The following is a 19,815-nucleotide window of genomic DNA, read 5'->3' as shown; positions in this document are numbered from 1 at the left end:
CAGGCTGAGATTGAACCCATCCAGGATCTGGCGCTGGCCACGGCGCAGGCTGAGTTGGGTGCAGCTCAACAGGGGGGAGGAGAGTGAGGATGAGAGTGCGGATGAGAGTGGTTGCATAACAGTCCGTATCACAGGGCGCGGCGGCCTTTTACCAGCAGCCAGATGAAGAAGGGGGCACCGAGCAGGGCGGTGATGATGCCCACCGGCAGCTCGGCAGGGGCCAGCAGGGTGCGTGCCAGCATATCGGCCGCCAGCAGCAGGGCGGCGCCAAGCAGGGCCGAGAGTGGCAGCAAGCGGACATGGTTGGGGCCTGCCAGCAGGCGCACCAGATGGGGCACCACCAGCCCGACGAAGCCGATCATCCCCGATACCGCCACCGCCACCCCGACGCCCGCTGCGGTGAGCAGGATCAGGCGGCGTTTGAGGGATTGCACATTGACCCCAAGATGACGGGCCTCCCCTTCACCCAGCAGCAGGGCGTTGAGGGGATTGGCATCGCGCATAAAGAGCCACAGCAGGGCCACCAGGGTGAGCAGGGCCAGCGCCACATCGGCCGGTTTGCCTGCCGCCAGCGTTCCCATCTGCCACAGGCTCAGGTTGCGCAGCATCTGATCGTCCGCCAGATAGGTGAGCAGGCCGATCACCGCGCCGGAGAGCGCCGTGATGGCGACCCCGGCCAGCAGCATGACGGTGACCGAGGTGCCCCCCTCACGGGTACCGAGCAGATAGACCAGGGTGGTAGTGAGCGCGCCGCCGAGAAAGGCGAGCAGCGGCAGCAGGCCAACCCCTATGGTGGCTTGCAACTGCTGGCCATATTGTGGTGCAAGAGGGGCCAGCAGCACGATGGCGAGCGCGGCACCTAACGCCGCACCGCCGGAGACTCCTATGATGCCGGGGTCAGCCAGGGGGTTGCGAAACAGCCCCTGCATCACGGCGCCACAGAGCCCGAGGATCCCCCCCACTGCGATACAGAGCAGGGTACGAGGCAGGCGAATTTCCTGCACGATCAGCAGCTTATGCGACTCAATCCCGCTCTCCTGCCCGGCAAACAGCGCCCGCAGACTCTCGCCCAGGGTGAGGGTCATGGGGCCGGTTGCCAGCGAACCGAGCAGCAACAGTGCCAGTGCAGCCGTGGTGAAGGCCAGCAGCCAGGAGAGGGGTAACCGCATCATGACCCCTGCTTGATCCACTGGGCGATCTGGTTCGCCTGTTGCAGGGAGTTAAGGCTCAGGCCCCCTTGCAGGGCGTGGCCGTCGATGGCGTGAATGGCGTTGCGCTTGCCAGCCGGGGTAGCGGCCAGTGCGGGCACTTCTGCCAGCACCTTGGCCGGATCGGCATATTGCTGCCAGTCACGACCGCTGACCAGCACCAGATCGGGCTGCATCTCGATGAGGGATTCGGCGGATACCGGCTTGTAGTTGCGCAACTCGGCGACCGGATTGATGCCGCCTGCCAGCGAAATCAGTGCGCTGGCGGTGGTGTCACCTCCGGCGATGCTGGTGGGTTGCCCCTTGTGCAGCAGCAGGAAGGCGACCTTGAGCGGCTTGTTCTGCTTGGCTTGCGCCGCCAGCTGATCTGTCTGGCTCTGGATCTCCGCCTTCAGGCGATCGCCTGCGGCTTTATCGCCCAGCAGGCTGGCCAGGGTGTCGATACGCTGGTTGAGGTTGGCGAGGGTCGGCGCAGTATCCAGCACCTCCACCTTGACCCCGGCACGGCGCAGCTGATCCAGAGTAGGGGCCGGGCCCATCTCGTCACTGCCCACCAGTAGGGTGGGGGAGAGGCTCAAGATCCCTTCGGCGGCCAGCGCCCGGTGATAACCCACCTTGGGCAGCCCTTTTGGCAAGGGGCTGCTGACATCGGTGGCGATCAGGCTCGATTCACCGCCAAGTGCCAGAATGAGCTCTGTGGTGGCGGGGCCGATGCTGACGATACGCTCTTTCTGTCCGTCGGCAGCAACGGTAGAGAAGGAAGAGAGTGAACTGCAGAGCAGGGTGATGGCGAGGGCAAGACGACGGCCCATGCTAACCTCCGAAGGGGTGAATGAAACGGGTGTGCCGCCGAGAATATCAAGGCTTTGGAAAAAATGCACTGATAATGATAGTAATTATCAATTGCATTGGTTTCGGTGCTTTATTAGAGTAGCCGCCATGATAAACAGCGGGACAAGATGGTCCCGCAGAGGGAGAAAACATGAGCATTGCACAACGCATTCACGCGCTGCTGGAGCAGGATCCCGGCGCTCATCCGTCCACCCTGGCGGCCCAGCTTGCCATCAGCGAATGGGAGGTGGTTCGCAATCTGCCCGCCGAGCTGGTGACCCTACTGCCCGCCGATCGCGCGCAAGGTCTGCTGGAAGATCTGGCCGACTGGGGCCCGGTGACCACTATCGTCGAATCAGAAGGTTCAATTTTCGAGGTAAAAGCCTCCTTCCCGAAAGGCAAGGATGCACGCGGTTACTACAACCTGATGGGGCGTGACGGCGAGCTGCATGGTCACCTCAAGCTCGACAACGTGGCGGGCATCGCGCTGGTCAGCAAGCTGTTCATGGGCAAGGAGGGGCACTCCTTCCAGTTCTTCGGTCACACCGGCCGCTGCATTTTCAAGGTCTATCTGGGTCGCGACGAGAAACGCCAACTGCTGGCCGATCAGGTCACCCGTTTTATGGCGCTGCGCCACAACTCTCAAGAGGAAATCAAAGCATGAGTGAACGTCAGGAGCGTCTGCAGAACCGCCTGCAACCGGAGATCCGCGAGTTTCGCGACAGCTGCCGTACCCTGCAGCTCGCCACCGTCGATGGTGAAGGCAATCCCAACGCCAGCTATGCCCCGTTCGTGCTGCAGGAAGATGGCTACTATGTGCTGATCTCCGAGATCGCCCGCCACGCCCGCAACCTGCAACAGGTGCCCCGGGTATCCCTGATGCTGATCGAGGATGAGAGCGGTGCCCGCGAGCTGTTTGCCCGCAAGCGCCTGACCTTCGATGCGGTGGCTGAAGTGGTGGCCCGTGACGACGCTCGCTGGAGCAAGGCGGCCGCGGCGCTGGAGGGGCGTTTTGGCGAGATCATCAAGGGTCTCTCCAACCTGAAGGATTTCAAACTGTTTCGCCTCAAGCCGGAGCAGGGGCTGTTCGTCAAGGGCTTCGGCCAGGCGTTCGCGGTCTCCGGTGACGAGCTGGTGGATTTCGTCCATCTGGTGGAAGGGCACAAGCGTATCGACAACGGTGCCGAGCTCACCAGCCCGGCCGATGCGCCGGTCTGATAATCCCTGTTGACCACAACAGCCGGCATAACAAAACGGGCAGCCACTGGGCTGCCCGTTTTTATTGCGTTATCTCATCCGGCCTGTTCAATCCTGCCAGCTGGCCTTGTTGGGAAAAGCGCGACGATCGGCGTCGGTGGCCGTTTCGTTGCACTCGCCCCGCACCTTCCAGGAGGTCTGGCTCAGTACGATGTAGCCCTGGCGGCAATACTGCTTGGTCGCCAGGGTCTCGGTCAGCAGGTTCTCCTGTAACGCCTCCCGCTGTTCCAGCAGCCGCTGGCTCTGGGCCGCTGAGAGGCCGCGTGGCAAGGTGTCGTTGGGCGCGGCTTCAAAAGTGAAGCGCTTGCTCCCCTCCTCGTTGATGTGGGTCAGAAACAGGGGTTCCGGCCCGTCATACTTCTGTCCGGGCAAGCTGGAGCAGGCCGACAGCAGGGGAACAATCAACAACAGGGTGGCAGACAACAGGCGCACGACAGACTCCAGTGAGAAACGAGACGAGGTTCGCAGATTAGCACGGCTGCAGGGCGGGTGTTACTGCCAGCAGCTCGTCGGTGGTGAGCAGGGTCACACTGCGCCCCTCCGGCAGGCTGAGGTGGCGCCACATCCAGTGATGGTGTTCGGTGATCTGGGCCGCGCTCAGGTGGGGGCGATCGGCGGTGGTGTGACCATCGCTCAACACCAGCACCTCGAAGCCATGAGAAGCGGCACTGCGCACCGTGGTGTCGACGCAAAAATCGGTGGCGCAGCCACAGAGGATCAGTCGATCGACCGGCTGCTCGGCCAGCAGGAAGGCGAGCTCGGTATCGAGAAAACTGTCACAGGCCGTTTTGCGCATCCGGCTCTCTCCCTTGGCCGGTTGCAGCGCACTGTGCAACTGCCAACCCGGGGTGCCGGGTTCCAGTTCGGTACCGGGGGGCGAGTCATGCTGAATATAGATGACCCGTCCCTGTTGCTGCCTGACATGGGCCGCCGCCCGATTGATATTGGCCAGCACCTGCTCCTGGCGGTAACGGGGCTCGTTGAACAAGCCTTGCTGCACATCGATGATCAGTAACACATCCATCTTTTACCCGCCGTTTCCTGGAAGATTAGGGTTGCAGCCACTGGCTGCAGTCACGACTGCGGGATTGATGCAGTGCGCCCATATCTTGCTTCATCTCGTCACTGTTTTGCCAGCGCTTAGGCAGCGGCATGATGGTTACCTGCACATCGGCTGCGGGATCTGCAACAGAGGTCTCATCTGTACGGGGGACGACCAGCGCTACCTTGAGGGCAGGATTGCGGCTGGCGATGCGACTGGCGATCCCAAGCCCCCCCTCGACGTGGAAATTGCCGGCGATATGCATGATCTGCTGGCCCGGGTGCTTGGCGAGATAATCCACCATGCTCTCGGCCATAGTGTCATCCCAGCTGGTCTGGGCGGCGAAGCGGCGGGTGTTGCTGTCGGCATCGCCGTGGTGCATGGAGGCCATAAATTTCTGGCGATAGGGATCATCCCCCAGCGTCAGCTGGCGGGCCAGCTGGCTGCGGCGCGATGCAGGCAGTTTGTCGAGCCACTCAGCTCCCTCCTGACCGACACAGCTCACCAGCGGTTTGGGGGCGTTGGCGGCGATCACCGGCATCTGGTGCGCCTTGGCAAACTCCACCAGCGGACGGTAGTCGCTCGGATAGTTGGGCCAGGCGTTGCCTTCGCGGATCAAGGCCGCTTCACCAATCTGGTTCGCCAGATAGGCATCCAGCGTCTTCTGATCGGCGCGGCTGAACTGCTCCATGGAGAGGGCCAATGGCCGCCCGTGCTGCTGGCCTGCGGTGTAGAGCCCGCTCAGCAGGCGCGATTGCAACAGATGCACGGCGGGATGGCTGTGCAGCTCCCCCACCAGAATGATGTCGGCATCGGCAATGCGCGCGATCGCCTGCTCCAGCGTCAGATCTGCGTCTCCCTCGCTGCTTAGCCGGTAGTCATAGAGCGTCTGCAACTGTGATGACTGGGTCGGTTGGGTGGGGGTGGCACAGGCTGCCAGTAGCAGCGGCAGGGCGAGCAGGGGAAGTCGTCTAATCATGGGATCTCACGGCTGATATGCCCGGATGCCGGTGCATCTCGGGGGGCTAATAGAGAATAAGGGCAACACAGGGCGACAGTGTAAAACCAATTCGGCTCAAAGCAAATGAGAATGATTTCGATTCTTGTTGATCTTTATCGAGAGCCGGGTAATATGCGGCCTGTTTGATAACAGTTCTCAATAAGGATTCGCTGTGACCCATCATAACGCACTCTCTCTGGTTGCTCTCGCCGTGGCTGCCGGTCTTTCTTCCCAGGTCTTTGCTGCCACCCAGAAGGCGGATGAAGTCGTAGTCGTCAGCGGCTCACGGATGGAGCAAAAACTGGAAGATGTCTCCGGCCCCATCTCGGTGATCACCGCCAAGCAGATTGAAGAGCAGGTCGTCACCAACGTCGCCGACCTGTTCCGCTACGAACCCGGTATGACTGTGCTCGGCGGTCAGGGTGATGCGCAGACCTTTATCATCCGCGGTATGGGTGAAAACCGGGTCAAGGTGGTGCGCGACGGTGTGCGCCAGAACGATGCCTACAGCAAGGGTGGTGTCGGTCAGAGCTACTTCGATACCGACATGATCAAGCAGGTGGAAGTGGCCAAGGGGCCGGCGTCTGCCGCCTACGGCTCCGATGCGTTGGGTGGCGTGATTGCCATCACCACCAAGGATGCCAGCGACTTCCTCAAGGGCAAGGATAGCTATCTGGATGTGACCAGTGGTTACGCTTCCAGCAGCCACCAGAAGATGGCGGGATTTACCGGCGCGCTGCGCACCGGTGACGTGGAGAACCTGCTGCGCTACACCTGGCGCGATGGCGGTGTGACCCAGAATTTCGACTCCACCAAGAACGACTTCGATATCGGTACCCACGCCCTGCTGCTCAAGAGTAAATGGAACCTCTCCGATGAGCAGTTCCTCAAGCTGACCGTTGACTACCTGACCGATGGCGAGGAGCCCGATGCGGTCAAGCTCAACAAGGTCGGTACCGGTACTGCCCGTGTCTTTGATCAGCCCATCACCGACAAGCAGACCGACAACCTCTCTGTGGTGCTGGATCACGGCATCGCGCTGAATCAAGGCTGGGCCGATCGGATGGATAGCAAGGTTTACTTCGCCCGCACCAAGCAGACGCTGGATCAGTACGCCTCATCCAAGTATCCGGTCAGCCCCGGCAACCCCTATGTGACCAAAAACTCGCTGGATCACAACGTGTTCGATCAGAAGAACATCGGCGCCCAGCTGCAGTTCCACAAGGCGGTCGCCAACCACCGCCTGGCCTGGGGTGCTGAATACGAGCACACCGACAACGAACGTACCCGTTACAAGGGGCCGACGACTCCCGGTGATTTTGTTGGCTACAACGAGCTGAGTTTCCCGGCTACCACCAGCGAGCGCAGCGCCCTGTGGGCCTTTGACGAGATCAAGTTTGGCGAGCGCTGGGTGCTGACCCCGGGAGCCCGTTATGACTACTACCGGATGACCCCGGACAAGGATCCGGCCTACACCGGAGACAAGCTGCACAAGTTCTTGGAAGGGGAGTTGTCACCCAAGCTGGGTCTGGTGTTCAAGGCCCACGAGGCGGCCAACCTGTTCGCCCAGTACAGCCATGGCTTCAAGGCCCCCATGTATGACAGTGCCTTCTCCACCCTGAACCATCAGGCGTACGGCTATCGCATCGAGCCCAACCCGAACCTCAATCCGGAGAGCAGCGACGGCATCGATCTCGGCGTGCGTGGCAGCAGCAACGGCTTCAGCTATGAAGTAGCCAGCTTCTACAACAAGTTTGAAGACTTCATCGAGATGGTGGAAGTGGGCAAAGAGGGGCGCACCGCCGTCTACCAGTACCAGAACCTGAGCAAGGCGACCACCAAAGGGGTCGAAGCCAAGGCGGATTACTGGCTCAACGATATCGTCAATGTCTGGGGCAACCTTGCCTACATCGAAGGCAAGGATGGGGATGGCAACTACATCAACAGCCTGAGCCCGCTGAACGGCTCGGTTGGCGTACGTTTGGAACAGTCCCAGTGGAACTTCAACACCGCGCTGCGCTTTGCTGACGACATGGACAAAGTCCGTAAAGACAGCAAAGGCAAGGATTACGTGAAGAGCGCCGGTTGGGGTGTGGTAGATATGTACGCCCAGTTCAACCCGATGACCGACCTGCAGCTCAACGTCGGTGTCTTCAACCTGTTTGACAAGGAGTACACCAGCTACGAGCGCATCGCCGGTCGTGCCGAGGGCTCCGATAACAGCATGATGACCGAACCGGGCCGCAACCTGAGTGCACGGGTTAAATACCTGTTCTAAAAAACAACACACGCAGCCAGGCCGGAAGCATCTCGGCCTACTCAAGGCCCGCACTATCTGGTGCGGGCTTTTTGTCATTTGGTATCTGGCAACGTGTCGGGTATTGCTGGAATAGAGCAGCACTTAACTCCGAGGCTTATTGATAAACACTCGTCAATTGCTCTCAGACAAACAAAACCCCCGGTGGATCCACAGGGGGTTTTGCGTAGCCAGTACTCATTGAAACGCTCTGAACCTGCGGCGGGTTGACATTAACCGGTTCAGGTCGTTGTTATCATCCTCTTCGATGAGTCGCTATTGTATGCAGACTGGGCAGAAGGCGTAGGTGCCTTGCGGATCGTTGAAGCGGGTAAGCGGGTCGAGACTGCGGTTCACCTCCACCAATGCCTTGCCAAATCCTGCTGGCAGCCAGCTTTGCAACTGGGGGGCCAGCACGCGGGCACTGCTGTCAAACAGCTGTCGCAGGAACTTGTCCCTGGTGGACTCCTCCTGCTCGATGGGGGTCACCTGCCACTCCTTGAGGTTAGCCAGTTCGGCGGCGGCCTTGATGGCGTCATCCAGATTGCCGAACTCGTCCACCAGACCCAGGGTCTTGGCATCTTCGCCGGTCCAGACTCGGCCTTCGGCCGCTTTTTCGGCCTCTTCCGGGCTCAGACCACGGCCCTTGCTGACCAGACCGATGAAGCGCTGGTAGGTATCTTCCACACTCAGCTGGATAGCCTGACCGACGTGCTCCGGCAGGGCGCGGGTCGGGCCGACGCCGACGTAATCGGTGGTGCCAACCCCGTCAGTATGCACGCCGAACTGGGCCAACGCCTTGTCGATGGTGGCAAACATGCCGAACACCCCGATGGAGCCGGTGAGGGTGGTGGGGGAGGCGAAGATCTTGTCCGCATCGGCGGAGATCCAGTAGCCACCGGAGGCGGCATAGCTGCCCATGGAGACCACTACCGGTTTGCCTGCCTGTTTCAGGGCCAGCAGCTCGGCGCGGATCTGCTCGGCGGCGAAGGCGCTGCCGCCCGGACTGTCGACCCGCAGGACCACGGCTTTGACCTTGTCATCGCGGCGGGCATCGGCCAGCAGGTCGGAGAGGCTGTCGCCGCCGATGGTACCGGCAGGCTGTACGCCATCCATGATGGCGCCGCTGGCGACTACCAGACCCACCTCATCCTTGCCACTCTGGGGATACTGTTCGGGTACTGCGGCCAGATACTCTTTCAGGCCGACCCCTTTCCAGCCGTGATCGTCCGCTTCACCCACCTCTTTAATGACCGCCTGGGTCATCTCGTCGCGGGTGGCCAGCTGATCCACCAGCCCGTTGTCGAGGGCGTAGTTGGCGGCATTGCCACCGGCCTTGCGCAGCAGCTCGAGGAAGCGCTCCTTGCCCGGTGCGACAGCATCGGGTTCGATCTCCCGCTGCTCGGCGACATCGGCCACATAGGATTGCCACAGCTGATCCAGCCAGCGCTGGTTCGCCTCCTTGCTCTCGGGGGACATCTCGTCGCGGGTATAGGGCTCGACGAAGGATTTGTAGGTGCCGACCTTGAACACATGCGGGGTGATGTTGAGCTTCTCCAGCGCCGACTTGAAGTAGGTCTGGTAGACGCCGAGCCCCTCGATCACCACGGCGCCGCTCTGGTTGAGCAGCACGTGATCGGCATGGGCCGCCAGCAGGTATTGCCCCTGAGTGTAGAAGTCGGCCATGGCAATCACCGGTTTGCCGCTCTCCCGGAAGGAGTCGATGGCGCTCGCGACTTCCTGCAGCTTGGAGAAGGTGGCTCCCTGCAGCCCTTGCGGCTTGATCACCAGCGCCTTGATGCGCTCATCATCCTTGGCACTCTTGATGGCCCACAGCAGGTCGGAGAGGACGATCTCGCTCGGCTGCTCGTCGCTGCTGTCCATCTGGCGCAGCAGTTGTACGGTGGGATCTGTCTGGGTGCGTTGCTCCACCAGCACGCCGTTGAGATTGAGGGTCAGCGCCCCTTCGATGGGAGCCTCCGGGGCCTCTTTCTGGCTGACGCTGAAGACGATGACCAGCACTACGATAAGAAACAGCAGATTGACCAGCATCAGCCGGGTGAAATTGAGCAGGCGCCACAGGCTGCGGAACAACCAACCCAGACCTTTGAAAATAGACATAGTCGCGTTATCGCCCTGTTAATGGGTAGAGAAGAGCCATTATTAACCAGTTGCGGGCGAAATTGCCATTTCCGACTGGCGGATCCCGTCTATCTTCGTTCAGGGCACGGCTGTTCGCTGAAAAATTGTCCAAACATTTGTTTGAAAAAGAATTTTCGATTCTTTACTCTAGCCTCAGCTTGATAACAAAAAATTAACTGGAGGCATCGTGAGCCGCTATCCGACCCTGCTGACCCCGCTCGATCTTGGTTTTACCCAGCTGCGCAACCGGGTGTTGGGCGTTGTTCCAGGCACCCTGGCCTTAAAGAGGAAGGCATAATGAGTCGCTATCCCCATCTGCTGACGCCCCTTGACCTCGGTTTTACCCAGCTGCGCAACCGCGTGTTGATGGGCTCCATGCACACCGGCCTCGAAGAGGAGAAGGGCGGTTTTGACAAGCTGGCCGCTTTTTATGCCGAGCGCGCCCGTGGTGGCGTCGGCCTTATCGTCACCGGCGGCATTGCCCCCAATCTGCGCGGGCGGCTGGTGCCTCACGGCTCCCAGCTGAGCTTTCCCTGGCAGGTCAGCAAGCACAAGAAGGTGACCAGCGCCGTGCATCAGGAGGGGGGCAAGATTGCGCTGCAGATCCTCCATGCCGGTCGTTACGCCTATCATCCGTTCAGTCTGGCCCCGAGCGCCCTCAAGGCACCCATCTCCCCGTTCAAGCCGCGCGCCATGAGTGAGCGGCAGATCCGCGGCACTATTCGCGACTTCGCGGCTACAGCAGCGCTGGCCAAGGCGGCCGGTTATGACGGCGTCGAGGTGATGGGCTCGGAAGGCTATCTCATCAACCAGTTCATCTGCGAGCGCACCAACAAGCGCACCGATGGCTGGGGCGGCAGCAGTGAAAACCGGATGCGCTTTCCGGTGGAGATTGTCCGCGCCATCCGCGAGCGGGTCGGCACCGACTTCATCATTATCTTCCGCCTCTCCATGCTGGATCTGGTGGAGCAGGGCTCGACCCTGGAAGAGGTGATTGCCCTTGGCAAAGCGCTGGAAGCGGTGGGGGTGACCCTCATCAACACCGGCATCGGTTGGCACGAGGCGCGCATTCCCACCATCGCCACCAGCGTGCCACGCGGCGCCTTCAGCTGGGTGACCGCCGAGCTGAAAAAACACCTCAAGGTGCCGCTTATCACTACCAACCGTATCAACACCCCCGAGGTGGCCGAGCGGATTCTGGCGGGGGGGGAGGCGGATATGGTCTCCATGGCGCGCCCCTTCCTGGCTGATCCCGAATTTGTCATCAAGGCGGCCGAGAACCGGGCGGACGAGATCAATACCTGCATCGCCTGCAATCAGGCTTGCCTCGACCATGTGTTCAAGCAGAAGCGCGCCTCCTGTCTGGTCAATCCCCGCGCCTGCTTCGAGACCGAGCTGACCTTTGGCCGCGTGCCCCAGCCCAAGAAGCTGGCGGTGGTGGGGGCGGGGCCGGCCGGGCTGGCGTTTGCCTGCTACGCTGCCGAGCGCGGTCATCAGGTGAGCCTGTTCGATCAGGCCAGCGAAATCGGCGGCCAGTTCAACTTCGCCAAGCAGATCCCGGGCAAGGAGGAGTTTCACGAGACTCTGCGTTATTTCGCCAAACGGCTGGAGAAGTGCGGTGTCGAGCTCTATCTGGGCCAGCGCCAGAGTGCCGAGAGCCTGCTCGGCGGCGGTTTTGACGAGGTGATCCTCGCCACCGGCATCCGTCCGCGCTCACCAAATATTCCGGGTATTGAGCATCCCAAGGTGATGAACTACCTCGATGTATTGCGGGATCACAAACCGGTCGGCCAGAAGGTAGCGGTGATCGGTGCCGGCGGCATCGGCTTTGATGTGGCCGAATTCCTTGTGGAGAAAAGGGTCGAGAAGAAGGTGGAGACGGATGCCGATGGGTACCGTGATCACTGGCTCAAGGAGTGGGGCATCGACAAACAGCTTGGTGAGCGCGGTGGCCTCACGGCTCCTGAAATCGACGCCCCCGAGCGCCAGATCTGGCTGCTCCAGCGCAAGGAGAGCAAGGTGGGTGACGGACTTGGCAAAACCACCGGCTGGATCCACCGTACCGTGCTCAAGAACCGTAAGGTGCAGATGCTCTCCGGGGTACAATATCTGGGGATCGATGACGAGGGCTTGCACATTCAGGTGGGCGAGACCAAGCAGTGTCTGCCGGTGGATCAGGTGATAGTCTGCGCCGGGCAGGAGCCCCTCAAGGAGCTGCAGGCGGGGTTGCAGGCGGCAGGCAAGCCGGTGCATATCATCGGCGGTGCCGACGTGGCTGCCGAGCTGGATGCCAAGCGAGCGATCAGACAGGGCGCCGAACTGGCTGCGGTCATCTAGCCAACTGTGCCCTCTTGTCCTTTATAGTGCGATAAACCCCTGAGCCTCAGGGGTTTTCTTCATTCGGTGCTGTGCTAAGGTAGCGCCATCATTGCCCCAGAGAAGGAATTGCCCATGGATGCCCTCACCCTGTTGCTCAACCGCCACTCCTGTGGCCGTCTCGCCGATCCCGCCCCGAGCGGTGAGGTGCTCGACAATATCCTCAAGGCGGGCCTGCGCGCGCCGGATCACGGCACCCTGACCCCCTGGCAGTTCATTCTGTTTGAAGGGGAGGGGCGCGAGCGGCTGGGCAAACTGCTGGCCGAGGCGGCCCGTGCCCGTGGCGAAGATGAAGAGAGCATCAAGAAGTGCAGCGAAGCGCCGCTGCGGGCGCCCTTGGTCGTCGCCGTGGCAACCCGTTATCAGGATCACCCCAAGGTGCCGAAACTGGAGCAGGAGCTCTCTGCCGGTTGTGCCCTGATGGCGATGCAGATGGCGGCGCAGGCGCAGGGCTTCAACGGTATCTGGCGCTCCGGCTGGTTTATCTTCGATGAGCAGATCAACAAGGGATTGGGACTGGCGGCAGAGGATCAGCTGGTGGGTTTCCTCTATCTCGGTACCCCCATGCTGGAAGCGCGTAAACTGCGCGAACTGCCGCTCGATGAGTTTGTCCGCCGTTTCTGACCCCTCGGCCATGTTGCGGTTGAGAGAAGCAAAGCCTCGAGAAATCGGGGCTTTTCTGTTTAACCGTGAATAGTAACCAGAGACATTGGGGAAAATAAATGGCTCAAAGAGGCTTCGCGCGCCATAGCAGGTAATTATTTAAATAGTGCGATGTACCTCGCAATCTTGTTGTATTTCACTGTGTAAAACGTTTGCGTATTCGCTAATATATTCCTGCCAGTTTAGAAGGGCACTCCTTCTAATTTTTCTGCGATGAGAGTCGCAATTCCGTAGCACCTTTTAACAGCCCAACGTCTTCGTGACATTGGGCTTTATTTTTTTATGGGGTTTCGGGGCTGCTGTGAGCTGATGGCTGCATCAAGATGCAGCCAGGTTGGCAGCCTTATGCCCTGTTTTTGGCTGGCAGGATCTGGGCTGGATTGCCGACTACCCGAGTACCGGCTGGTACATCTTTGGTGACTACGGCGCCCGCGCCGACGATTGCCTCCCGCCCTATGGTGACGCCGGGCAGCAAGATGGCGCCGCCCCCAATCCAGACCTTATCTTCAATGGTGACCGGCAGCGCCGTCTCTGTTCCCTGAATCCGTTCGTCGGCCTCCAGTGCATGGGCTGCGGTATAGATCTGCACATTTGGCCCAATTATCACATGGGCGCCGATGCGGATGGGAGCATTGTCCAGCAGGGTCGCTCCCATATTGATGTAGGAGTCCTTGCCAAGCTGGATGTGGCGGCCATAGGTGCAGTAGAGGGGCGGGCAGATAAAGGCATTCTCTGCCAATTCGCCAATCAGCTCCGCCAGTAGTGCTCGCTGCTCTGCCTCCTCTTCCGCCTGATTGAAACGGCGATAGCGCCGTGCCGCCTCCCGGCGCAACTGGGCTAACTCGGGTGCCATGCAGTTGTACGGTTGGCTGCTGATCATCTTCTGGTATTCGCTCATTAAGGTTCCTTTTCTTTATCTGCCAGGGATTTGGATATTGGCGCCAATACGGCAGAAGTAACGTGATCATCCATCAGATACGGGCAGAACCAGGTTGACAGGTCTGCCTTCGGCAAAGGCCAGCACATTCTCGAACGCCACGCGAAAGTAGAGTTCGTAGCTGTTTTGCTCCACATAGCCGAGATGAGGTGTCGCCAATACGTTGGGCAGGCGCAGCAGGGGCTCGTTTTGTAATGTTGCCGGCTCGATGTCAAATACATCGAGCGCGGCCCGTTTTCCTGGATGGGTACTGAGCTCTGCATAGAGAGCGTCAGGCTCGATAAGCTCGGCCCGGCTGGTATTGACCAACAGAGAGTTTCCTTTCATGCGGGTAAGGTCTGCGCGTGTCACACAGCTGCGGGTTGCCTCGTTCAGACGCAGATGCAGTGAGAGGATATCGGCCTGACTAAAAAACGCCTCCTTGCTGGAGGCGCTGGTATAGCCATCCAGTTCGGCCTGCTTGCGCGAAGCGTCACTGCCCCATATCAACACCGACATGTCAAATGCCTTGCCGTAGCGGGCGATCCGCTGGCCTGTCTTGCCGTAGCCCCAGATGCCGAGCGTCAGCCCATGAAGCGTGCGTCCCAAACCGAGGTCACCAGATTGCTGCCATTGGCCTTGGCTTAACGCCTGGCTGTAAGCAGGAATATGGCGGGAGGCTGCCATAATGAGCGCCCAGCAGAGCTCGGCGGGGGCAATAGGGCTGCCGATCCCTTCTGCCACGGCAACGCCGTACCGCTGGCACAGTGCCGGGTCGATATGCTGGCTGACTTTGCCGGTCTGACTGATGAGTTTAAGGTTGGGAAGCCGCATCAGCAGCTGTTCGTCGATTCGGCTACGCTCACGGATCAGCACCAGTGCTTCCATTCCTTCCAGCAGGGCGGCAAGGCGCGTTGTATCGGGTTCGCTCTGGTTGAGGATGGTGACGTCATGACCCGCCAGCAGGGCAAAGCAGGGGAGGTGGCGCACCTGATCCTGATAGTCATCCAGAATGGCAATCTGCATAAAAAATCCTTCCCGCTTGCGTTGGCTCGGACCGCTATCTTACCGGAATAAATGCGGCTGTTGTTTTCAAATGAAAACAGTCAGAAGGGAGTGCAATCAAGCCTATGTCCACGGACCGGGAATAGCCCGGCAGGCCAAAACAATCAGGGCCCCCGAACGGGAGCCCTGATGGCATGAGGTTGTCGTCAAAGCTGACGCTTAGCCGTGCTTGCGGCCGGAGAGGCGGCACCACTCCTCCTTGACTGCGGTCGGATCCATCTCGAACCACTGGCCGTAGATGGTTTCCAGCTCCGGGGCCTGGCTCTCCAGCACGCCGGAGAGGGCCATCAAACTGCCCGCTTTGCCGTGGCCGGCGATCAGCGGCGCCAGTTCGCGCAGCGGACCAGCCAGGATGTTGGCGACCACCACGTCCGCTTCGACGTCTTGCGGCTGGTCGGCTGGCAGATAGAGCTCAATCTGGTCGGCGACGCCATTGCGTGCGGCGTTATCGCGGCTGGCCTGAATCGCCTGCGGGTCGATGTCGATACCGATAACGCGGGCGGCACCCAGTTTCAGGGCTGCGATGCCGAGGATGCCGGAGCCACAGCCAAAGTCGACCACGGTTTTACCGGTCAGATCCAGCCCGTCCAGCCACTGCAGGCAGAGAGCGGTAGTGGGATGGGTACCGGTACCGAAGGCCAGACCCGGATCCAGCATGACGTTGACCGCATCGGGGTTCGGCACATCGCGCCAGCTCGGGCAGATCCAGAGGCGCTCGCCAAACTGCATGGGGTGGAAGTGATCCATCCACTCGCGCACCCAGTCCTTGTCTTCCAGCTGCTCGACCTTGTAGCCGACGTTTTCGCCGAAGATCTGCTGGAAGAAGGCGATAGTGGGAGCTGGATCGGTTTCGGCATCGAACAGACCCATCACTTCGGTCTCGCCCCAGAGCGGGGTTTCACCGGGCATGGGTTCGTAGACGGGCACATCCTTGGCATCCATAAAGGTCACCGCCTGGGCTCCACGCCCCAGCAGCATGTTGCTCACCTTGTCTGCGGTCTTGGCAGTGGCGTTGATTCGAATTTGTATCCAGGGCATGGCGTCGACTCTTCATAAATGTGAAACCGCGCGATTCTACCATCATGGGGCAGTGCTGTCGTGGTTTGCCCTTACGGAGAGGGGGATGGCGGTGTCATGAAGAGGCTTTGCCGAATTGGCACGATTTCTGTATTGCTCTGTAGCGGCGAAGATGACCGGTTTTCGCCGAATACTTTGCTCAAGTTCCGTCATTTTTCATTGCCATCGTCAGGTGGCATTTTTTTTGTTGAAAAATGGGGGGCTGCAATAAAACCGGCACAGTTGGCACGTCAGCTGCAAAAGCCGGATGTCCCGCTGAAGGATATGTGTGTGATTGTTACCCCGATGTTCAGGTATTTAGGGCCATCCCGGCGGGATGGCCCTCTTTTTTATAGCTTTTATCGTGTTTCTGCGTAGTGACTGTTTGGCTATCTGGTTGCTGCGTCCCCTGTTGGGGCGTGGCTCTGGTGATCTCACACCACTATGGTGCAGCATTTACCCATAAGGGATTAGCTGGAGAAGCCGCTCATGTCGATCACCAGCTTGCCTACCATGCGGCCCGCCTCCACCTCGGCATGGGCCTGAGCCAGCGTGACCGGGGTCAGGGTTGGCAGGGTTTGGGTCAGGGTGCTCTTCAATACGCCCTGATCAACCAGCGTGGCAACCTGTGTCAGTAGCTTGTGCTGTTCGATCATATCCGGAGTCTGGAACAGGGAGCGGGTGAACATGAACTCCTGGCTGAATGTCACGCTCTTGCTTTTGAGCAGGGAGAGATCCCACGGCTCGTTCGATTCGGCGATGGTGCAGATATGGCCAAACGGGCGGATCAATCCTGCCATGGTGGTCCAGTGCTCGGCGGTGGCATTGGTGCAGAAGATGGCATCGACCTGAGTGATGCCAAGGGCGGTCAGATCCTCCTGCAGGCTGTGGTGGTTCACTACCTGATGAGCGCCCATCTCGAGGCACCACTCTCGGCTTTCTGGACGGGAAGCGGTAGCAATCACCTCCATACCGGTGAGTTGACGGGCGAGCTGGATAGCGATGGAGCCCACGCCACCTGCGCCGCCAATGATCAGCAGTTTGCCACGGCTCTCGCGGGTGAGGGCGATGCGTTCGAACAGGGTCTCCCAAGCGGTGATGGCAGTGAGCGGCAGGGCAGCCGCCTCCACATCACTCAAGGTGGTGGGGGCGATCGCGGCGATGCGTTCATCCACCAGTTGCAAGGAGCTGTTGCTGCCGGGGCGGCTAATGGAGCCGGCGTACCAGACCCGGTCACCCGCCTTGAACAGGGTCACTTCGCTGCCGGTGGCGATCACTTCACCGACCGCATCCCATCCCAGCACGCGCGGGCTAGTTTCAACCTTGGCCTTGGGAGCGCGCACCTTGGTGTCGACCGGATTGACGGAGGTTGCGGTGACCCGTACCAGCAGATCCCGCGGGCCCGGGGTGGGGTCGGGCAGATTGGCGGCGATAAAGCAGTCGGGATGGTCGCTTGGCAAGTAATGAGTCAGGGCAATGGCTTTCATGGTTTTTCCTTTCAATCGCAGTGTTCGGGATTGCTACTCACTCTAGTCTGGTTGATTATCAATATTAAGATGGGTAATTGGTAAAGACTGTTTGAATATATGAACAATGTCGAACTTGAGTTGATGGGACTGTTCGCCACCGTGGTGGAGCAGGGGAGCTTTACCCGAGCGGCCGAGCTGCTCGGTATGCCCAAGTCATCGGTGAGCCAGAAGATCTCGCGGCTTGAATCCCGGCTCGGGGTCCGGCTGTTGCAACGCACCACCCGCAGGTTGAGCCTGACGCCGCAAGGGGAGCTCTACGCGGAACACTGTCAGGGGCTGCTGGAGCTGGCCCGTAGCGCCAATCTGGCGATGGCGCGGCTGCGCTCAGCCCCGGCGGGACGGGTGCGGATCACCGCCCCCGAGGCGACCGGTACCCTGCTGCTTGGCCGGATCCTCGCCGAGTTTCGCGCCCTCTATCCCGAGGTGGTGCTGGAGTTGACTTTGAGTGACGAACAGCTGGATCTGGTGGGGGAGGGTTACGATCTGGCGCTGCGGGCGGCGCCGCTGAAAGACTCCAGCCTCATCTGTCGGCGCATCGGTGAGGTGGCGCGCCATCTGGTGGCGGCGCCCGCCTATCTGGCGGCTCACGGTATGCCGCAACAGCTGGGCGAGTTGGGGCGTTATGCCTGTCTGGTGCACTCGGCCATGCCGGTGTGGCCACTGCAGGAGGGGGGGTGGCGTCCGCAGGGGGCCTGTGTCAGCAACAGCTTGCTGGCGCTGCGGGAGATGGCGATCAATGAAGGGGGGATTGCCTTGCTGCCCCATCATGTCTGCCAGGGGGATCTGGCGAGTGGCCGGTTACAGAAGGTGCTGCCGGCGCTCGCCGTGCCGCCCAACCCCTTCTATCTCATCTATCCGAGCCGGGAGCATCTCGCCCCCGCCTTGCGAACCCTGATGGACTTTGTGGCCGAACGGCTGCCGTTTGCCTGAGCTACCAGCTGCTCTGGCTGGCGGACTCATGATTGGGCTTGAGACCGAGGGGCACTGACTGGCGCTCCGCCAGCATGCGGATCTGCCCTTCAATCAGGCTGGCGCTGGGGCCCAGCACCAGCACCAGCTGGTGGTCGTTGAGCTGGATCCAGGAGAGACAGCCCAGGCTCAGCAGACGGGATTCATCTACCAGCGAAATATCGCGCACTCGCAGGCTGAGACGGGTCAGACAGACACTCATCGCCTGCAGGTTGTCCATCCCGCCCAACACCTTGAGGTACTGGATCGCCAGCATCTGCGGGTCGGTGGGCACCACGCTGGCATGGCGCGGGTGCTCCTCTGCGATGGGCTTGCTCGGCATGCTGAGGGGCGCGCGCTCCAGCAGTTGATAAAAGAGCAGTGTGTAGGCAACGAAGAACAGGATACCGACCGGAATGAGCCAGAAGCTATGTTCGCCTGCCTGATAGCTCAACACCAGATCCAGCAGACCGGCGGAGAAATAACTGCCCACCTTGATCCCCAGTCCGCTACAGATTGCCAGTGACAACCCGGTCAGCAGGGCATGGGCGAGAAACAGCCAGGGGGCAGTAAAGGCGAACAGAAACTCGATGGGCTCTGTGATGCCCACCAGTGCCGAGGTGAGCGCCAGGGTGAGCAACAGCCCGCCCTGCGGTAGCCGCTGCATCCGCTGGCGGTGCAGCCAGATGGCAAAACAGGCGCCCGGCAGGCCAAACATGATGATGGGGTAGAGACCGGCCACATACCCTTCATGGAGCGGTTGGGCGGTGGCCAGCGCTTGCAGGTTGCTCTCGCCAAGGCCGATGACGCTACCCAGCACCTGATGCAGTCCAAGCGGGATCAACAAGCGGTTGAGGGTGCCGTAGCAGAAGGCGCCAAACGGCGTGGTAAGCAGCTCGGAGGTGAGCAGGGTCAGCCCGCGCTCCAGCGGTGGCCACAGCAGCGAGAGGGGAATGGCGATCAGCAGGCAAGCCAAGGCCGACACCAGCAGGCTGGGAAATTCCCCCTTGGCGATTTGCAGCCAGCGAGGCTGTGTCTGCTGGTGTACCCAGGGATAGATGATGGCGGTGGTGAGCCCCGCCAGCAGGCCGCAGATCATATCGGCGTGCAGGTTGGGGGCTAGCGTATTGAAGGCGGTGCTGAGCAGCAGGAAGTTGACCGCTCCCGCCAGCGTCTGTCCGCTCAGCTCCTGCCGACTCAGACCAAAGGCGATCGCCACCGCATAGATAAGCGGCATTTGGCTGAAGATCGCCTGACCGGTGAGAGAGAGGATTGCCAAATCGAGTACATCGGGTTGCCCAAGCCGGTAGATCAGCGCCGCCATCGGCAGGATGGAGACGGGCAGTAGCAAGGCATAACCGAGCCGTTGCAGGGCTTTAGTAACGACTTGTCGAGTGGCTTTAGCGGGCATACAGAGACTGCTTTTTGTGACTTGGCGCACAGTTTAACCGTAAAAACCTATTTAGGGATAGTATTGGAACCTTTT

At 60.4% G+C, this 19,815-nt stretch carries 17 protein-coding genes; 6 read left to right on the top strand and 11 right to left on the bottom strand.

Features of this window, described 5'->3' with window-relative positions; genetic code table 11:
* Positions 1-128 precede the first annotated feature (128 nt).
* Both ACRAUW_RS00705 and ACRAUW_RS00700 read right to left on the bottom strand, forming a co-directional pair.
* Complete coding sequence (locus tag ACRAUW_RS00705) at positions 129-1,172, bottom strand: FecCD family ABC transporter permease (protein WP_431360760.1); 1,044 nt, start codon at positions 1,170-1,172, stop codon at positions 129-131.
* Complete coding sequence (locus tag ACRAUW_RS00700; RefSeq protein WP_431360759.1) at positions 1,169-2,020, bottom strand: heme/hemin ABC transporter substrate-binding protein; 852 nt, start codon at positions 2,018-2,020, stop codon at positions 1,169-1,171. Before ACRAUW_RS00700 ends, ACRAUW_RS00705 begins: the two co-directional genes overlap by 4 nt.
* 170 nt (positions 2,021-2,190) lie before the next feature.
* Here ACRAUW_RS00700 and hutX point away from each other — a divergent pair, with 170 nt between their 5' ends.
* A complete protein-coding gene (hutX, locus tag ACRAUW_RS00695) occupies positions 2,191-2,703 on the top strand; it encodes a heme utilization cystosolic carrier protein HutX (RefSeq protein WP_431360758.1) in 513 nt (170 codons plus the stop codon).
* A complete protein-coding gene (gene hutZ / locus ACRAUW_RS00690; RefSeq protein WP_431360757.1) occupies positions 2,700-3,257 on the top strand; it encodes a heme utilization protein HutZ in 558 nt (185 codons plus the stop codon). Before hutX ends, hutZ begins: the two co-directional genes overlap by 4 nt.
* Before the next feature lie 87 nt (positions 3,258-3,344).
* Here the strand turns inward: hutZ and ACRAUW_RS00685 are convergent, their stop codons facing one another.
* The 3 genes from ACRAUW_RS00685 to ACRAUW_RS00675 are packed head-to-tail and all read right to left on the bottom strand — an operon-like array spanning position 3,345 to position 5,317.
* Positions 3,345-3,728 (bottom strand): hypothetical protein, encoded by a 384-nt coding sequence (locus tag ACRAUW_RS00685; RefSeq protein WP_005335256.1) that lies wholly within the window; start codon positions 3,726-3,728, stop codon positions 3,345-3,347.
* Positions 3,729-3,765: 37 nt separating this feature from the next.
* The gene (locus ACRAUW_RS00680; protein WP_431360756.1) at positions 3,766-4,320 is read right to left on the bottom strand and encodes a cysteine hydrolase family protein; all 555 of its coding nucleotides are present in this window, start codon (positions 4,318-4,320) and stop codon (positions 3,766-3,768) included.
* 25 nt (positions 4,321-4,345) lie between these two features.
* Positions 4,346-5,317, bottom strand: coding sequence for a ChaN family lipoprotein (locus ACRAUW_RS00675; RefSeq protein WP_431360755.1), 972 nt, complete (start codon positions 5,315-5,317; stop codon positions 4,346-4,348).
* A 193-nt stretch (positions 5,318-5,510) separates the two neighbouring features.
* Between ACRAUW_RS00675 and ACRAUW_RS00670 the strand changes: the two genes are divergently transcribed.
* Positions 5,511-7,616 carry a TonB-dependent hemoglobin/transferrin/lactoferrin family receptor gene (locus ACRAUW_RS00670; protein ID WP_431360754.1) on the top strand — a complete coding sequence of 702 codons (2,106 nt, stop codon included), beginning with the start codon at positions 5,511-5,513 and terminating at the stop codon, positions 7,614-7,616.
* A 294-nt stretch (positions 7,617-7,910) separates the two neighbouring features.
* Here ACRAUW_RS00670 and sppA read toward each other — a convergent pair whose 3' ends face one another.
* Complete coding sequence (sppA, locus tag ACRAUW_RS00665) at positions 7,911-9,755, bottom strand: signal peptide peptidase SppA (protein WP_431360753.1); 1,845 nt, start codon at positions 9,753-9,755, stop codon at positions 7,911-7,913.
* Between the two features lie 318 nt (positions 9,756-10,073).
* On the opposite strand from sppA, the gene ACRAUW_RS00660 reads away from it, so the two are divergent.
* Entirely contained in the window at positions 10,074-12,113 is a 2,040-nt protein-coding gene (locus tag ACRAUW_RS00660; RefSeq protein WP_431360752.1) for an oxidoreductase, read from the top strand.
* Between the two features lie 114 nt (positions 12,114-12,227).
* Entirely contained in the window at positions 12,228-12,776 is a 549-nt protein-coding gene (locus tag ACRAUW_RS00655; protein ID WP_005338924.1) for an NAD(P)H nitroreductase, read from the top strand.
* A 382-nt stretch (positions 12,777-13,158) separates the two neighbouring features.
* Here the strand turns inward: ACRAUW_RS00655 and ACRAUW_RS00650 are convergent, their stop codons facing one another.
* The 4 genes from ACRAUW_RS00650 to ACRAUW_RS00635 form a co-directional block, all read right to left on the bottom strand.
* Positions 13,159-13,713, bottom strand: coding sequence for a sugar O-acetyltransferase (locus ACRAUW_RS00650; RefSeq protein WP_431360751.1), 555 nt, complete (start codon positions 13,711-13,713; stop codon positions 13,159-13,161).
* A gap of 66 nt (positions 13,714-13,779) precedes the next feature.
* Entirely contained in the window at positions 13,780-14,757 is a 978-nt protein-coding gene (locus ACRAUW_RS00645) for a D-2-hydroxyacid dehydrogenase family protein (protein WP_431360750.1), read from the bottom strand.
* A 198-nt stretch (positions 14,758-14,955) separates the two neighbouring features.
* Positions 14,956-15,834, bottom strand: coding sequence for a 50S ribosomal protein L11 methyltransferase (gene prmA, locus ACRAUW_RS00640; RefSeq protein ID WP_005338919.1), 879 nt, complete (start codon positions 15,832-15,834; stop codon positions 14,956-14,958).
* Positions 15,835-16,322: 488 nt separating this feature from the next.
* The gene (locus tag ACRAUW_RS00635) at positions 16,323-17,339 is read right to left on the bottom strand and encodes a zinc-binding alcohol dehydrogenase family protein (protein ID WP_431360749.1); all 1,017 of its coding nucleotides are present in this window, start codon (positions 17,337-17,339) and stop codon (positions 16,323-16,325) included.
* A 99-nt stretch (positions 17,340-17,438) separates the two neighbouring features.
* Between ACRAUW_RS00635 and ACRAUW_RS00630 the strand changes: the two genes are divergently transcribed.
* A complete protein-coding gene (locus tag ACRAUW_RS00630) occupies positions 17,439-18,311 on the top strand; it encodes a LysR family transcriptional regulator (protein ID WP_431360748.1) in 873 nt (290 codons plus the stop codon).
* A 1-nt stretch (position 18,312) separates the two neighbouring features.
* On the opposite strand, the gene ACRAUW_RS00625 is transcribed toward ACRAUW_RS00630, so the two are convergent.
* Positions 18,313-19,740 carry a PTS transporter subunit EIIC gene (locus ACRAUW_RS00625; RefSeq protein WP_431360747.1) on the bottom strand — a complete coding sequence of 476 codons (1,428 nt, stop codon included), beginning with the start codon at positions 19,738-19,740 and terminating at the stop codon, positions 18,313-18,315.
* Between the last annotated feature and the right edge of the window lie 75 nt (positions 19,741-19,815).

The sequence above is a fragment of the Aeromonas sp. genome (assembly GCF_050633025.1).
Taxonomy (GTDB): domain Bacteria; phylum Pseudomonadota; class Gammaproteobacteria; order Enterobacterales; family Aeromonadaceae; genus Aeromonas.
The sequence above is the reverse complement of the archived record's forward strand: the minus strand, read 5'-3'. Positions and strand labels throughout refer to the sequence as shown.